Annotated in this window: 17 protein-coding genes; 12 read left to right on the top strand and 5 right to left on the bottom strand. The window is 63.2% G+C overall.

Annotation, left to right across the window (positions count from 1 at the left end; genetic code table 11):
- Nucleotides 1-52 precede the first annotated feature (52 nt).
- Nucleotides 53-733 (top strand): 3-oxoacyl-ACP reductase FabG, encoded by a 681-nt coding sequence (gene fabG, locus JQ641_RS05080; protein ID WP_211994748.1) that lies wholly within the window; start codon nucleotides 53-55, stop codon nucleotides 731-733.
- A gap of 218 nt (nucleotides 734-951) precedes the next feature.
- Here the strand turns inward: fabG and JQ641_RS05075 are convergent, their stop codons facing one another.
- Complete coding sequence (locus JQ641_RS05075) at nucleotides 952-1,344, bottom strand: VOC family protein (protein ID WP_211994747.1); 393 nt, start codon at nucleotides 1,342-1,344, stop codon at nucleotides 952-954.
- 187 nt (nucleotides 1,345-1,531) lie between these two features.
- On the opposite strand from JQ641_RS05075, the gene JQ641_RS05070 reads away from it, so the two are divergent.
- The 3 genes from JQ641_RS05070 (at nucleotide 1,532) to JQ641_RS05060 (ending at nucleotide 2,928) form a co-directional block, all read left to right on the top strand.
- Nucleotides 1,532-2,206: a DUF2161 domain-containing phosphodiesterase gene (locus JQ641_RS05070; protein ID WP_211994746.1), complete on the top strand. Its 675-nt coding sequence runs from the start codon at nucleotides 1,532-1,534 to the stop codon at nucleotides 2,204-2,206.
- Nucleotides 2,207-2,239: 33 nt separating this feature from the next.
- Nucleotides 2,240-2,539: a putative quinol monooxygenase gene (locus JQ641_RS05065; protein WP_211994744.1), complete on the top strand. Its 300-nt coding sequence runs from the start codon at nucleotides 2,240-2,242 to the stop codon at nucleotides 2,537-2,539.
- 86 nt (nucleotides 2,540-2,625) lie between these two features.
- Complete coding sequence (locus JQ641_RS05060) at nucleotides 2,626-2,928, top strand: hypothetical protein (RefSeq protein WP_211994742.1); 303 nt, start codon at nucleotides 2,626-2,628, stop codon at nucleotides 2,926-2,928.
- Nucleotides 2,929-3,078: 150 nt separating this feature from the next.
- Here JQ641_RS05060 and JQ641_RS05055 read toward each other — a convergent pair whose 3' ends face one another.
- A complete protein-coding gene (locus JQ641_RS05055) occupies nucleotides 3,079-3,711 on the bottom strand; it encodes a GNAT family N-acetyltransferase (RefSeq protein WP_211994740.1) in 633 nt (210 codons plus the stop codon).
- Between the two features lie 232 nt (nucleotides 3,712-3,943).
- Here JQ641_RS05055 and JQ641_RS05050 point away from each other — a divergent pair, with 232 nt between their 5' ends.
- The 3 genes from JQ641_RS05050 (at nucleotide 3,944) to JQ641_RS05040 (ending at nucleotide 7,196) form a co-directional block, all read left to right on the top strand.
- Nucleotides 3,944-4,897, top strand: coding sequence for an AraC-like ligand-binding domain-containing protein (locus JQ641_RS05050; protein ID WP_349628504.1), 954 nt, complete (start codon nucleotides 3,944-3,946; stop codon nucleotides 4,895-4,897).
- 199 nt (nucleotides 4,898-5,096) lie between these two features.
- Nucleotides 5,097-6,110 carry a carbon-nitrogen hydrolase family protein gene (locus tag JQ641_RS05045; RefSeq protein WP_211994737.1) on the top strand — a complete coding sequence of 338 codons (1,014 nt, stop codon included), beginning with the start codon at nucleotides 5,097-5,099 and terminating at the stop codon, nucleotides 6,108-6,110.
- A 39-nt stretch (nucleotides 6,111-6,149) separates the two neighbouring features.
- Complete coding sequence (locus JQ641_RS05040; RefSeq protein ID WP_211994735.1) at nucleotides 6,150-7,196, top strand: phenylacetaldoxime dehydratase family protein; 1,047 nt, start codon at nucleotides 6,150-6,152, stop codon at nucleotides 7,194-7,196.
- 18 nt (nucleotides 7,197-7,214) lie between these two features.
- On the opposite strand, the gene JQ641_RS05035 is transcribed toward JQ641_RS05040, so the two are convergent.
- The gene (locus tag JQ641_RS05035; RefSeq protein WP_211994734.1) at nucleotides 7,215-7,613 is read right to left on the bottom strand and encodes a PaaI family thioesterase; all 399 of its coding nucleotides are present in this window, start codon (nucleotides 7,611-7,613) and stop codon (nucleotides 7,215-7,217) included.
- A 123-nt stretch (nucleotides 7,614-7,736) separates the two neighbouring features.
- On the opposite strand from JQ641_RS05035, the gene JQ641_RS05030 reads away from it, so the two are divergent.
- Together JQ641_RS05030 and JQ641_RS05025 are read left to right on the top strand one after the other, a co-directional pair.
- Nucleotides 7,737-8,525, top strand: a complete 789-nt coding sequence (locus tag JQ641_RS05030; RefSeq protein ID WP_211994733.1) for a cobalamin-binding protein — start codon at nucleotides 7,737-7,739, stop codon at nucleotides 8,523-8,525.
- A gap of 89 nt (nucleotides 8,526-8,614) precedes the next feature.
- Complete coding sequence (locus tag JQ641_RS05025) at nucleotides 8,615-9,574, top strand: hypothetical protein (protein WP_211994732.1); 960 nt, start codon at nucleotides 8,615-8,617, stop codon at nucleotides 9,572-9,574.
- 60 nt (nucleotides 9,575-9,634) lie between these two features.
- Here JQ641_RS05025 and JQ641_RS05020 read toward each other — a convergent pair whose 3' ends face one another.
- Together JQ641_RS05020 and JQ641_RS05015 are read right to left on the bottom strand one after the other, a co-directional pair.
- On the bottom strand, nucleotides 9,635-10,912 hold the full coding sequence (locus tag JQ641_RS05020; RefSeq protein WP_211994731.1) for an ArgE/DapE family deacylase: 1,278 nt from the start codon (nucleotides 10,910-10,912) through the stop codon (nucleotides 9,635-9,637).
- 51 nt (nucleotides 10,913-10,963) lie between these two features.
- On the bottom strand, nucleotides 10,964-11,689 hold the full coding sequence (locus JQ641_RS05015) for a pyridoxamine 5'-phosphate oxidase family protein (RefSeq protein ID WP_211994730.1): 726 nt from the start codon (nucleotides 11,687-11,689) through the stop codon (nucleotides 10,964-10,966).
- An 85-nt stretch (nucleotides 11,690-11,774) separates the two neighbouring features.
- Between JQ641_RS05015 and pdxR the strand changes: the two genes are divergently transcribed.
- The 3 genes from pdxR to JQ641_RS05000 all read left to right on the top strand — a co-directional run bounded on the left by pdxR (nucleotide 11,775) and on the right by JQ641_RS05000 (nucleotide 13,797).
- Nucleotides 11,775-13,295 (top strand): MocR-like pyridoxine biosynthesis transcription factor PdxR, encoded by a 1,521-nt coding sequence (gene pdxR / locus JQ641_RS05010; protein ID WP_211994729.1) that lies wholly within the window; start codon nucleotides 11,775-11,777, stop codon nucleotides 13,293-13,295.
- A 68-nt stretch (nucleotides 13,296-13,363) separates the two neighbouring features.
- Nucleotides 13,364-13,516 (top strand): hypothetical protein, encoded by a 153-nt coding sequence (locus JQ641_RS05005; RefSeq protein WP_211994728.1) that lies wholly within the window; start codon nucleotides 13,364-13,366, stop codon nucleotides 13,514-13,516.
- 11 nt (nucleotides 13,517-13,527) lie between these two features.
- Entirely contained in the window at nucleotides 13,528-13,797 is a 270-nt protein-coding gene (locus JQ641_RS05000; RefSeq protein ID WP_211994727.1) for a DUF6719 family protein, read from the top strand.
- The last annotated feature ends 189 nt before the right edge of the window (nucleotides 13,798-13,986 follow it).

Genomic DNA, 13,986 nt, shown 5'->3' with positions numbered 1-13,986 from the left:
AACTGCCGGCGCTAGTGTGTGCTCCCTTTTATCGGCCCGCGGAGGCCCCATTATGGATGGAAAAGTCATTGTCGTGACCGGCGCCCTCGGCGCGCTCGGCAGCATCGTCGTTGACCAGGCGCTGGCGGCCGGCGCCAGGGTCGCAAGCGTAGACCACGCGCCGACGCAGGTACCGGCGACATCAAACCAGTTCGAACTCGGCGGTGTCGACCTGACCGATGCGGCGGCGGCGAAGAAGGCCATCGACGCCGCGGTGTCGCATTTCGGCAGGCTCGACGCACTGATCAACATCGCCGGCGGTTTTGCGTTCGAGACGGTCATTGAGGGCGATCCGAAGACGTGGCAGCGCATGTACGCGCTCAACGTCACGACCGCGCTCAACGCCTCGCGCGCGGCGATCCCGTATCTGACCGCGTCCGGCACTGGGCGGATCGTCAATGTCGGCGCGCTTGGCGCGCTGCAGGCGGGCGCCGGCATGGGCGCCTATGCGGCGTCCAAGGCCGGCGTGCATCGCCTGACCGAAGCCCTCGCCGCCGAATACAAGGGCAAAATCACGGTCAACGCCGTGCTGCCGTCGATCATCGACACCGCAGCCAATCGCGCCAGCATGCCGAAAGCCGATTTCAGCAAATGGGTAAGGCCAACAGAACTGGCCGACGTGATCCTGTTCCTCGCCAGCGACGCCGCCTCCGCCGTCACCGGCGCGCTGCTGCCGGTGAGCGGGCGGGTTTAAATCGGCCCAAGTCGGGCTTCCTCGCCTTTTCGGATGTTATATTGCTGGGATGACAACCGCCGAGGACATCGAAAAAGCCGTCGAGCGACTCCCCCGGGGGAGCTTGCGCGGTTTCGCGCGTGGTTCGAAGCATTCGACGCCGACCGGTTCGACGCAGCGATCGAACGCGACGCGCGTGATGGCAAGCTCGATGCGATTGCAGACGAGGCTATTGCGGCTTATCGCGTCAGCTGCAACAAATCCCAGCGATTTCCGTAGAGATCATCAAAGACCGCAACCGTTCCGTACGGCTCGACGCGCGGTTCCTCCCGAAACAGCACGCCTTTTGAGCGATAGGCTTCGTAGTCGCGCCAGAAATCGTCTGTGTGCAAGAAGAGAAACACGCGCCCGCCTGCTTGATCGCCAACGTGTTTCGTTTGGTCCGGTGGGATCGCTTTCGCGAGCAGGATGCGGGTCTCCAGAGAGCCCGGTGGAGCAATCAGGACCCACCTTTTGCCGCTGCCGAGATCGGTGTCCTGGACCAACCCAAAGCCCAGCCGTTCGGTGAAGTAGGAGATGGCTTCATCGTAGTCGCGAACAAGAAGCGAAACATATCCGATGTGCTGGCGCATGGTGAGATCAGTCTACGCGGCGGGTATGGGTCTGCAACGGGCCATTTTCGACGGATTCAGCGAAGGTCCGGTGAATCCGGTGGTGACGAGCTTGCTTTTCCAGATTCGCCGCGCCCGAGCGATTTGACCAAATACCGGCTAGGCTATGGGCATTGAGTCGCGGCCGCGTTGCCGCCGGAGCCTGTCGTTGGAAACCGCGCTTTACCTGCCCGTCAAACGCTTCCTTGAAAAGCTCGGCTTCACGGTCAAGGGCGAGATCGGCGGCTGCGACCTGGTGGCGCTCAGCGGCGACGATCCGCCGGTCGTGGTGATCGGGGAATTGAAGCTCACATTCAATCTCGAACTGATCCTGCAGGCGGTCGATCGCGCGGGCGCTTGTGACGAGGTGTGGCTCGCGGCCAAATTGTCGGCACGCGGCAAGGGCCGCGAAAGCGACGCCCGCTATCGCAACCTCTGTCGTCGGCTCGGCTTTGGCATGCTCGCGGTCACCAACACCGGCGATGTCGAGGTGATCGTCAAACCCTCCACGACAGCCCCTCGCCGCAATCCCAAGAAGCGCTCGCGGCTGATCAGGGAGCACGAGCGGCGCAAGGGCGATCCGGCGATGGGCGGCTCTACGCGGGCGCCGATCATGACGGCCTATCGCCAGCAGGCGCTGGCCTGTGCTGCGGCACTTTCGGGTGGCCCGCGGCGCGTGAAGGATTTGCGGATCGATATGCCGGACGCCGGCAAGATTTTACTGCACAATGTCTATGGCTGGTTCGATCGCGCCGAGCGCGGCATTTACGTCCTGACCGATGCCGGACACGCCGCGCTCAAGCGCTGGCCGCAACAACCGCTGGATCTGACCGCCGCCGAGTAGTCCTGACAAGGACGGTGAAAACGGGAGGACAACATGATCGTGGTTACCGGCAGTGTGACGGCGCGCCAGGACAGTTTCGACGAGGTCCGCCGCCTGAGCCTCGAGCATGTCCATCGTTCGCGCGGCGAACCCGGGTGCATCTCGCACGCCGTGCATGTCGATTGCGAAAACCCGCTGCGGCTGGTGTTTTTCGAGCAATGGGCCGACCGCACGGCGCTGCTTAACCATTTCGCGGTCCCGGCCTCGCGCGACTTCGTCAAGTCGCTGCAGTCGCTGGCTGCGGCCGCCACGTCCATCGAACTGTACGACGCTACCAGACTGGAGAAATTGTAGGTGCATGGCTGTAATGCCACGCCAAATTCATATTGCAATGCAACATAAGGGCCCTTAGGTATCTCCGCATCAGATGCGAGGCCCCGATGAGCGAAGACTGGAACACGAAATATGGCACCCGGCGCGTACGGCGCGATCCGCCGACGCTGGAGGAAGCAATCTTCGCCGCCGTCGGCATTACCGACGATCAGCAGCAGCAGGCGGAAATCGCCGCAGCGCTGATGGGGCTACCGCTCGAAGAAGTGCTGGTCGAGGTGAAGAAGACCGGTCGCGCTGTTGCGCGGTCCGCCACCCGCGTCATCACGGGTGAGCAAGGCGCCCAGCGCTCGGTTGTGGTCGAACGCAAGGTGATCAGGCGCTTCGGTAACGACAAGCGCACCGGTACCTGAAGTCCATTCCTGAAGAACCTAGAGCGTTTTCCAGCGAAGTGGATACCGGTTCGCGTCAAGAAAACGCGTCAAAACAAGAATCTAGAGCCCCCGGGCAATTCGCGCGATCGAGCAGATCCGCGAATTGCCCCTGGTCTATGGGCCTTCCGGTCAGGCCGTCCGGCCCCAGCCGGACATTCTCAGCATCATGGCCCAATAGGCACGATTGAAGTTCGTAATCGCCCGTGCCGCCTCGAGCGTCGTCGCCATTGCGGACGGCGCCGCTTCCGGCTGGTTTTGCTTGGCCAGATCGATGCTGCCGGTGGATTCGCCGTAGCGGAATGTCAGGTGAGCGCCAAACTTGTTGGCGAGCGCCCGCATCGCTTCGTTCTGCGCGCCGGTGGTGATCCGCAGGCTCTTGTATCCTTTGGCCCGCGCCTCCGCGATCAGATTCCTGAACAGGATGCTGCCAACGCCCTTGCGCCGTACCGAGCTCTCCACGCTGAAGGCGATCTCCGGCAGTGCGTCAGGCGATTGCTCCGGCGGATGCAGTTCGGCGGCGCCACGCACCACGCCATCCTCAAAATAGGCGATGATGACCGTGCCGTCGTTGGCGCATTTTTCGGCGTAGCGTTCGATGAAGCTGTCGTCCATGAAGCCATGAAAGCGATCATGGCGGCTGGTGCGGTCGAGCCGCAAAAGGTGATCGCGCAGAAGCGGCAATTCCTCTTGCTGGCTTAGAATCCGAACGGTGCCCTTGACCGTACTCTTGGCGCGGCTCGGAACGGTAGTATGGTAGTTCATAGTCATAACTCCTCGTGGTAGCCCTCGAGGAGGCGTCGAATCCCTAGACCACCTATATTGTGCGTCGCAATATGAAGTTCAACCCCTTCAAATGCCTAATAAAAAGCCATTCTCCGCTTAACAATTTGGTAACCAAATCAACGCCAGTCGCCGCGCCCGGCAAGCTCTTTGCACACACTGGATTTGAGCCGGGCTTTGGCTCACACTTACGCCGGTTCGCGGAGGTGCCATCGTGGCTGTCGTGCTCGACACGAGTTCTTCAGTTCCGGATCGACGCCTTGCGGTCTGGCAGGACATCGTCTGCGATACCTTTGTCGGTCTCGATTGCCACTCCGATATGCGGGAGGGGTTTTGGGGCGCGGTTTCGCAATCCGCGATCGGCCGCGCGACGTTTACCCGCGTCGATTCCTGCGCCCAGCGGGTGTTCCGCACGCCATCCCGGATCGCACGCGCAAGCGAGGATTACGTACTGCTCGCGCTGGGCAACCACGGCGTCAACGGCGTGTACCAGGACGGCCGCGATGCCGTCGTCTCCGCGGGACAGTTCGTCATTTACGACACCACCCGCCCCTACGAACTGCGCTTCGATGACAGTTTTTCGCAGACGATCCTGCAGATGCCGCGAAAACTTCTGCAGCAACGCATCGGCGCATTCGACGCGCTGACCGCGACCACCTTCTGCAGTAGTCGTCCCCTGGAAGGCCTGGCCTACGAGTTTCTGGTCAGCACCAGCAAGGTCGTCGACCACGTCGATCCCGCCACTGCATCCCGCCTCCTGGATCAGGGACTGGATCTCATTGCCATGGCCTTCGCCGATCGGATGCATGCGCGTTCGTCGGACCAGTCGTTTCACCGCTCTGCGCTGCTTTATCGGCTCAAGAATTACATACTGACGCACCTGAGCGATCCCGACCTGTCGATCTCGCAGGTTGCCGCGGCCACCGGAATCTCGCCGCGCTATGCCAGCGATCTGATGGCCGACGAGCAGCACTCGTTCCGCAGCTACGTTCAGAAGCAGCGCCTGGAGCGATGCAAGCGCGACCTGTCGGACCCGGCGCATGCGGCCCGGCACATCAGCGACATCGCATACGCGTGGGGCTTCAACGACCTCGCCCATTTCAGCCGAATCTTCAGGCAGAGGTACGGCGCCTCGCCGCGCGAATGGCGCGACCGCCCGACGCAATAAATTCTCCTCCGATCGGTCCGGCCTCCCGCGGCGGCACAACGCCCGCCTGCGGCGACGCGCCCGCGCTCTCCGCCTTGCGGCGGACAATTGCAAGTTAAGACAAGTTTTCGTTCTGCCACGGACAAGCGCCACGGCCAGGGGCGCCGTAGGCTTTCGACCCAGCGATTGCCTTATCTCCCAACGCAGAAGGATGATTTCGATGGGTCTCGTGCACCAGAAGTACAAGGTAGCGGTGGTTCAGGCGGCGCCGGTCTTCCTCGATCTCGATGCGACCGTGGACAAGACGATCGCGCTGATCGAACAGGCTGCCGGCCAGGGTGCAAAACTGATCGCGTTTCCCGAAACCTTCATTCCCGGATATCCATGGCAGATCTGGCTCGGCGCGCCCGCCTGGGCGATCGGCCGCGGCTTTGTGCAGCGCTATTTCGACAACTCGCTGGCCTATGACAGCCCACAGGCGGACAAGATCCGCAACGCCGTGAAGCGCGCCAAGCTGACCGCGGTCCTCGGCCTCTCCGAACGGGCCGGCGGCAGCCTCTACATCGCGCAATGGCTGATCGGGCCCGACGGCGAGACCATCGCCAGGCGCCGCAAGCTGCGGCCGACCCATGCCGAACGCACCGTGTTCGGCGAAGGCGACGGCAGCGACCTCGCCGTCCATGATCGCGCCGATGTCGGCCGGCTCGGGGCCTTGTGCTGCTGGGAACATCTGCAGCCGCTGTCGAAATACGCGATGTACGCCCAGAACGAGCAGGTTCATGTCGGCGCCTGGCCGAGCTTCTCGCTGTACGACCCGTTCGCGCACGCGCTTGGCCATGAGGTCAACAACGCCGCGAGCAAGATCTACGCGGTCGAGGGCTCATGCTTCGTCCTCGCTCCCTGCGCCGTGGTCTCGCAGGCCATGATCGACGAGCTCTGCGACTCCCCCGAGAAGCACGCGTTCCTGCATGCCGGCGGCGGCCATGCGGTGATCTACGGGCCGGACGGCAGTTCGCTCGCCGAAAAACTGCCGCCGGACCAGGAAGGCATTCTCTATGCCGATATCGATCTCGGCATGATCGGGGTGGCGAAGAACGCCGCTGATCCCGCCGGACATTATTCCCGGCCTGATGTCACCCGGCTGCTGCTCAACACCTCTCGCGCCAACCGCGTCGAGCATTTTACCTTACCGGTCGATGCCGAGGTCATGAGCGAAATCAGGCTTCAGGCCTGACGACCTGCAAATGGTTCTGCCAGCTACGAGGAGCCAGCCATGGAATCCGCGATCCCGGAGCATCTGAAAAGCGTCCGTACGCGCCACCGCCGCGTCCCCGACGACTACGCGCCGCCCTACCCGTCGTTCGTGGCGCGGCACAAGCCAAGCGTGGCGCGGGTGGTGATGGCCTATTTCGGCGTCCAGACCCGCGGCGAGCCCTTCGAAGCTGCGGAGCAGGCGCTGGCGTGGATCGCCGCCGCTTTCAAGCAGACTGGCGGCCCGACGCATTGGGACCGCGCCCGCTATATCGACGAAGCCGGTTTCACCAATGTCGTCACCGTGGCCTATTGGGACGATCACACAAAATTCGACGGCTGGTTCCCGGCGGTGCGCGAGGGCTGGACCGGCGAGCGGCGAAACGCCGGCGGTGTGGGCACGTTCATCGAGGTGCTGCATCCCGGCGTGGAAGGCTATGAGACCCTGTTCTCGTCCCTCGGAAGACCCGAAGGGGTCGCGGTTCTCGCCGACGGCATGAGCGGCGAGATTCAGGAGCACGCCTATTGGGGCGGCATGCGCGATCGCATTCCCAAATCCCAAACCAGCGAGATGGCGCCATCAGGAAACATCACCGCTGTCCGTGATGGCGCCCGCATCAGGGTCATTCCTTCAGACAATGTCTGCCTGATCCGATCGGGCCAGGATTGGGGCGATACCGAAGCCTCCGAACGCAAAATGTACCTCGAGGACGTCGAGCCGGTGTTGCGGGAAGGCATGGACTTCCTGCGCGATGACGGCCGCTCGATCGGCTGTTACGCCAACCGCTACATGACGGTGGTCGCGACCGACGGCACACGCACCGAAAAATCCTACGGCATGAGCTGGTGGAAGAGCCTCGCCGCCCTGGAGCGATGGGCGGAATCGCATCCGACTCATGTTCGGATTTTTGGCGCCGCGATGAAATATCTGTCGACCTTGGGCCCTGCCGCGAAGCTGCGGCTCTATCACGAGGTCACGGTGGCGCGGGCCGACGAAGCCTTCTTTGAGTATCTGGATTGTCATCCGCAAACCGGGATGCTCAACGCCGTGCCCACGGATGCCGCGTAGCGGGCACTGTCCGCGCGCCTACAGCACCATCTGGGTCTGGGTGACGATCGCGACCAGCTTGCCGTCCTCGGTCTCAAGCCGGGTCTGCCAGACCTGGGTGCGCCGGCCCCGGTGCACCGGGGTCGCGGTCGCAATCACCGTGCTGCCTTCCTTGGCACCGCCAATGAAATTGGTCTTGCTCTCGATCGTGGTGGTGCCCTTGGCATCTTCAGGCAGATTGATGACGGTCGCGGCCGCGCCAACCGAATCTGCAAATGCCATCACTGCGCCACCGTGAATCGTGCTGCGCAAGGTGCAGAGCTCGGGGCGCACCAGCATCTTCGCGACCACACGGTCCTTCTCGGCCTCGACAAAGGTCACGCCTTTCAATTCCGCAAACGGCATCTTCATCGATTGGATTTTTTCCAGCAGCGTCATGCGTCCTCCCGTATTTCTTTCAAGCAGTTCCGCAGCAAGCATGAAGGAGCCAGGTAAATCAGGCAATGACCTCGGAGGTAATGGTACCGTGACAAGAGGCCGGTAATTCTGCATATGGTCCCGATGCGCCAGTTCCCGCCCCGCCGGATCGTCTGCCTCACCGAAGAGACCGTGGAGACGCTGTATCTGCTCGGCGAGCAGGACCGCATCGTCGGCGTCTCCGGCTATGCGGTGCGGCCGCCGCAGGTGCGCCGCGAGAAGCCGCGGGTATCGGCGTTCATTTCGGCAGACATTCCGAAGGTCCTGGCGTTGCAACCGGATCTGGTGCTCGCTTTCTCCGACCTGCAGGCCGACATCGTCGCCGACCTCGTGCGATCAGGCGTCGCCATCCATGTCTTCAACCAGCGCGACGTCGCCGGCATTTTCGCGATGATCCGAACGCTCGGCGCACTGGTCGGTGCCGCGGATCGCGCCGATCAGCTCGCCACCAGCTTTGAACAGCGCCTCGCCACGATTGCCGCGACGCCCCGCGCCTCGCCCAAACCAAGAGTCTATTTCGAGGAGTGGGACGATCCCATCATCAGCGGCATCGGCTGGGTGTCCGAACTGATCGAGATTGCCGGCGGCGAAGACGTGCTGCCAAAGCTGCGGTTTCAGCAGGCCGCCAAGGACCGCATCATTTCATCAGATACGGTGCGCGACACCGCGCCCGACGTGATCCTGGCCTCATGGTGCGGCAAGAAGGTCGTGCCCGAGCGGATCAGGCAACGTCCGGGCTGGAGCGACATTCCGGCAGTGCGCAACAACCGCATCGTCGAGATCAAATCGCCGCTGATCCTGCAGCCGGGACCGGCGGCGCTGACGGACGGGCTGGATGCGATCGTGAAGGCGCTGTGGCCACAGCAAAGCTGACAGCCGACATTGAACCGGCGCGATCACTTCTGGAACAAACGATCTCGGTAACATCGTGTTGAACGTGACGTAGAGAGGGTTGTGCAAGCATGTGGCTACTATCGACAGCGAAGCGACATCTTGCTTTCGGCCTGGCTCTGGCCGGCGGCCTCTTCGCCGGCCTCGCGAACGCTGCCGATCCAGTTACGCCACCGGGCAGTCGCATCGGTCTCGCGCCGCCGAAGGGCTTTGTCGTCGCCACGACATTCACAGGCTTTCAGGATCAGGCGCACCATGCATCGATCCTGTTGGCGGAATTCCCTCCGGTCGCGTTCACCCAGTTCCGTAACGGTCTCACAGCGGAAGCGATGGCCAAGCGAGGGATGCGCCTGCTGTCGACGGAGACGATCGAGGGGGTTCCTTACGAGCAGATCACCGTGCGTGCGGAGCAGCGCGCCGGCAATCAGGTTTTTGACAAATGGCTGATGGTCATCAACGGCCCCGACATGACCGGAATGTTGACCGTCTCGATCGCCAAGCCTGCGCCAAAGCAGCTGTCGGATGCCGTGATCCGCGCCGCACTTGCCAGCGTCCGGATCAATGCGACGGCCTCGGGCGATCCGATCGCCGCCCTGCCGTTCTCGATCGAGCCGACAGCGCGCTTCACTTACCGCAAGCCCCTGGCCGGCAGGGGCCTGTTGCTGAAAGAAACGCCGCCTCCGCCGGAGGGGAAGCTGGACGACGTCGGCTTCATCGTCAGTCTCGCCACCGAAGCCACCATTGCGCCCTCTGATCAGCAGCGCTTCGGAGAGCTGCAATTTCTCAACTCGAAAACAATCACCGACCAGAAAATCCTGAGCACCAGACCGCTCACGACGTCGAACATGACCGGCTTCGAATATCTTGCAGAGGGCAAAGGGCCCGGTGGCCGCCCGCTCCGCTATTTGGTCGTCGCGCTCTATCCGTCGGGACGCCCCTTTGTCCTGCTGGGCATGGCGCCGCCGGAGCGATTCGACGAGGCCTTGCCGGAATTTCGAGCGATGGTCGAAAGCTTCAAAGCAAAGCCATAGAGCGTTTTCCAGCGAAGTGGATACCGGTTCGCGTGAAGAAAACGCGTCAAAACAAGACGGCTACACCTTCTCCACCCCGCACCATTCCGCGATGAACAACGCGGTGGCCTTGGTCGATTTTCGCAGCGAATCCAGGTCGACATATTCATTAAAGCCGTGGATCGCCGCGCCGCTGGCGCCGAAGCACAGGCTCGGGATGTTGTAGTTCAGGCCATAGAACCGGGTATCGGTCAGAGCCGTGAAGACGAGGTCCTCGACCTTGCCGCCATAGACCGCGCCAAAGGCCTTGCCAAACGCCGCTTCCGGCGCGGCGGAGTCCTTCAATTCGTAGCCTTCCGAAAGGAAGCCGGACCATTCCACCTCGGGCGGATTGTTGGAGAGGAAGCGGTGGTCGCGCGAGGCCGCGGAGACGCAGGCCAGGATCTCCTTCTGGCAATCCTTGATCGACCAGCCCGGCAGCACGGCGATGCGGCAATCGACGTCGCACCACGCCGGCACGCTGGAGGCCCAGTCGCCGCCCTTGATGATGCCGGGGTTGAAGTTGATCGGGTGCGTCAGCGTCTTGAAATGCGGATCGGACTTGGCGCGCTCGTTCCATTCGGCCTCGAGCTTGCCGATCGCGTGAACCAGATGATAGGCCGCCATGATCGCATTCGAGCCGGAACCTGCTTGCGCCACATGCACGGGAATACCGCGCACCTTCAGCCGGAACCAGATCACACCGACCTGCGAGCGCACCATCTTGCCGTTGGTCGGCTCGGGAATGAAGCAGGCATCGGCGCGGTAGCCGCGCTGCAGGGTCGAGAGCGCGCCGACGCCGGTGCTCTCCTCCTCGATCACCGACTGAAAGTGAATCCGCGCGGTCGGCCGCAGCCCGGCGGCCTTGATTGCATCGAGCGCATAGAGCGCGCCGATGGTGCCCGACTTCATGTCGCAGGCGCCACGGCCATACATCTTGCCGTCCTTGATCACGGGCGAGAACGGCGGTGTCTCCCACATGTCGAGCGGGCCGGCCGGCACCACGTCGCAGTGTCCCTGCAGGATCAGCGATTTGCCGCCATTGGTCGGCGGACGGTAGGTGCCGACCACGGTGCGCGCCTTGGAAAAATCATGCTCGATCGGCCCGAAGCCGCGCAAATCCTTCAAATCCTCGACGTCGATATGCCAGTCATCGACTTCATAACCACGGGCGCGCAGGAGATCGCCGATCATGTCCTGGCACGGCCCCTCTGCACCGCGGGTCGATGGGATCGCGACAAAGTCGCTGGTGACCGCCAACTGGTCATCAAAGCCGGCATCGACGGCGTCGAGGATTCTTTGTTGCGTATCGGTGGTCATGCGGCCGGCTCCAGTTCACAGGTTCGAACGAGCGGGCACACTAACCCGATCTCAGCCGACGGGGTAATGCAGAAGATGGGCCTCCTGCAAGGCATCATCGAGCAGACGGCCTTCCGAGTACACACGCAGCGATTGCGGCCGCCGGACGCCGTCCAACAGCCGCGGACAGGGTTCCGGCGCGCCGATCACGGTGCGGACCGGAATGCGCTCGGCGTAGATCGGCAGCGCGTAGTCCTCGTCATCGTCGGCGACGCCCTTGGTGCGGACCTTGGCAGACGCCTGCTCGATCTCCATCGCAATCACAGCGCTGGCCTTGATTTCCTGCTTCGTGCTTTGCCTCAAGGAAGCGGTACGATCGGGAAAGAACCGGTCGACCATCGCAACCAGCGCGCGCGCTTTCTCGTCCGGGTCGGTGACGATGTAGGCGGTGCCGAAAGCCATCACGGCGCGGTAGTCCGCCGAATGGTTGAAGCCGCACCGTGCCAGCACCAGGCTGTCGAGATGCGCAACCGTCAGACACACCCTCTGCCCGTCCGACTGGTTCTCCAGCATGCGGCTGGCGCTGCTGCCGTGCCAGTACAGCCTGCTGCCTTCCCGCCAGAAGAACGTCGGCGTGCAATAGGGCTGGCCGTCGATCACGTAGGAGACGTGACACAGCATCGAAGCGTCCAGCAGGCTGTGGACCGTTGCGTGATCGTAGCGGCCGCGCTCATGCATGCGCTTCACCCGGTTGCGCGGCGACACGGCATACGAGTCGGTGGTTACGCTTTCGGTCACGGCAGCTCCTGCAAGGGTTGGTCAGGGATTGGTCACGATTAGAATAGTTGTACCGGCGAATTTGGTCTGCGATAGTGCCAATTCCATGCGAAAAATTCCGACCAATTCTCCTGCGCCGCCGCGGAAGACCGAGCTGCCGCTCGACCTTTCCGGGCCGCATGTGACGCCGCGGGCCTCTTCGCCGCACCGGCTCTATCAGGCGCTCTGCCACGCCATCGTCAGCGGCATCGTCAAGCCCGGCGAACCGCTGCCGCCTTCGCGCACGCTCGCCAGCCAGACCGGCTTTCGCCGCAACGCGGTGACGACGGCCTATGAGCGGCTGATCGCAGACGGGTTTGCTGTCGCGATTGTCGGCTCGGGCACTTTCGTCGCCGCGCGCATCCCCGCGCAGGTGAGCGGCGCCAGCAAGGCCAGGATCGTCATCGAGACGCCGCCGCAAGGCACCCTGTCGCTCGGCTGCACGCATATCGACGACCGGGCCCTGCAGCGCTTCCGGTCCTTTGTCGGGCGGCGGATGCGCGCCTTCGGCACCGACCACCTGCATTACGGCGATCCCCGCGGCAGCCGCGAACTTCGCACCGCCATCGCCGATCACCTGTTGTCAGCCCGCGGGCTGCGCTGCGATCCGGACCAGATCATGCTGGCCTCGGGAACCCAGCACGCCCTGCGCATCGTGCTCAGCGCCATTCTGAAACCGGCCGATCAGGTCTGGTGCGAGGACCCCGGCTATCCCGCTGCGCGGCGCGCCATCGAGCATTGCGGCTACCGCCCGGCCCCGGTGCCGGTCGACGCATCGGGCCTGATCGTCGCCAAGGGCCGCACATCAGCGCCCTCGGCGCGCGCGGCCTATGTGACGCCCTCGCACCAGTTTCCACTCGGCGTGCAGATGTCGATGAGCCGCCGGCTCGAACTGCTGGATTGGGCCAGGGACGCCGATGCCTTCGTGCTGGAAGACGATTACGACAGCGAGTTCAGGTATGACGGCGCGCCATTGTTGTCGCTTGCCGGCATCGATCATTTGCAGCGCGTGATCTACATGGGCACGTTTTCAAAGACGTTGTTTCCCGGCCTGCGCATCGGCTATTGCGCGCTGCCCGAGAAGCTGATCGGACCGGTGACGACGGCGCGCGCCGCGCTCGACCGCTTTCCCGGCACGCTGCTGGAAGGCGCTGTCGCTGATATGCTGAATTCCGGCGCGTTCGCTGCCAATCTGCGCAGGGTGCGCACCCTCTACCGCGAGGCCCGCGACGTGCTGGCCTCGACATTGTCGTCGGCTTCGGAAGGCCGCCTCTCCGTGCCGGTGCCGTCGCAGGGCCTGCATCTGGTGGCGCGGTTTGATCCGTCGGTCGACGCGCAGGTTGCAGCCCACGCCAAATCCGCGGCCGGCGTCGAAGGCTGGCTGCTGGCGGACACCTATGCGCGCGCCCGGCCGCTGCCGGGATTTGTGCTGGGATTTGCCGGCCACCCGCTTCCGCAATTGAAAGCGTCGGCCGAAAAACTGGCCAAGGCATCGCTGGCGGCGATGCGGGCCAACCGGAAGCCGGACAGCGGCGGAACCGGCAAATCGCGAAGGCCGGCGTCGGCCCGATCCCGACCCGCGCACTAACTCAGCGCTCTAGGAGAATCGCCGCCGTATCCGCTAAATGCAGTGAATCATCACGCTGGAGACACCGGATGCCCGGCAATCGCAACGTCCTGTATCTCGTCATCGGCGTGCTGGTCGTTGCGGTCGGCGTGCTCAGCTACAATCTCTATCAGGCCAAAAAACAGCCCGAGGGCGTGCAGATCAATCTCGGCCCCGACGGGCTGAAGATTCAGAGCAAGTGAGGGAGGACAATTTGGCAATCACGAAGGCCGTGACGGCTCCAGCACTTGCGGTTTCTGCCAGCCTTGCCTTGTGCCTGCTCGCCTCACCTGCCGCCGCGCAGCAGGTCGTCCCCAACGAGCGGAATATCGTCGATCTGCGGCTCGGTCAGCGCATCCTCGTCGACGACGGAACGTGCCCGGCCGGACAAATCAAGGAAGTGCTGGGCTCGCAGATGACGACATCAGGCGTGCTGCGCACCCGCAAATGCATCCCGCGTTTGGGGACAAAGCAGAAGCGTTAGGCGTGTACTCATATTACCCCGATAGTCGCTATCCGCTGTTGGCCAAAGCGGACCAACAAGCTTAAGTGTTAGCAAAGACGCTCAGTGCAGATTTCTTACCCACTCGCAGGCAGGTGCCGCAGCGCTCGCGCGTCAGTTGGAATCCGGCGCGATGCGGACCGTGCTCCGCTATCTCATGAGTTTCGTCCA

Source organism: Bradyrhizobium sp. JYMT SZCCT0180, assembly GCF_018130165.1.
Taxonomy (GTDB): Bacteria; Pseudomonadota; Alphaproteobacteria; order Rhizobiales; family Xanthobacteraceae; genus Bradyrhizobium.
Note: the sequence above shows the minus strand (reverse complement) of the source record. Positions and strands in the feature narration are given on the sequence as shown.

Bases quoted from the DNA above. Each gene is read 5' to 3' on its own strand.
- fabG (WP_211994748.1), top strand. From the start codon at position 53: ATGGATGGAAAAGTCATTGTCGTGACCGGCGCCCTCGGCGCGCTCGGC.
- JQ641_RS05075 (WP_211994747.1), bottom strand. From the start codon at position 1,344: ATGCGCCAGCACATCGGATATGTTTCGCTTCTTGTTCGCGACTACGAT.
- JQ641_RS05065 (WP_211994744.1), top strand. From the start codon at position 2,240: ATGATCGTGGTTACCGGCAGTGTGACGGCGCGCCAGGACAGTTTCGAC.
- JQ641_RS05060 (WP_211994742.1), top strand. From the start codon at position 2,626: ATGAGCGAAGACTGGAACACGAAATATGGCACCCGGCGCGTACGGCGC.
- JQ641_RS05055 (WP_211994740.1), bottom strand. From the start codon at position 3,711: ATGAACTACCATACTACCGTTCCGAGCCGCGCCAAGAGTACGGTCAAG.
- JQ641_RS05045 (WP_211994737.1), top strand. From the start codon at position 5,097: ATGGGTCTCGTGCACCAGAAGTACAAGGTAGCGGTGGTTCAGGCGGCG.
- JQ641_RS05040 (WP_211994735.1), top strand. From the start codon at position 6,150: ATGGAATCCGCGATCCCGGAGCATCTGAAAAGCGTCCGTACGCGCCAC.
- JQ641_RS05035 (WP_211994734.1), bottom strand. From the start codon at position 7,613: ATGACGCTGCTGGAAAAAATCCAATCGATGAAGATGCCGTTTGCGGAA.
- JQ641_RS05030 (WP_211994733.1), top strand. From the start codon at position 7,737: ATGCGCCAGTTCCCGCCCCGCCGGATCGTCTGCCTCACCGAAGAGACC.
- JQ641_RS05025 (WP_211994732.1), top strand. From the start codon at position 8,615: ATGTGGCTACTATCGACAGCGAAGCGACATCTTGCTTTCGGCCTGGCT.
- JQ641_RS05020 (WP_211994731.1), bottom strand. From the start codon at position 10,912: ATGACCACCGATACGCAACAAAGAATCCTCGACGCCGTCGATGCCGGC.
- pdxR (WP_211994729.1), top strand. From the start codon at position 11,775: ATGCGAAAAATTCCGACCAATTCTCCTGCGCCGCCGCGGAAGACCGAG.
- JQ641_RS05005 (WP_211994728.1), top strand. From the start codon at position 13,364: ATGCCCGGCAATCGCAACGTCCTGTATCTCGTCATCGGCGTGCTGGTC.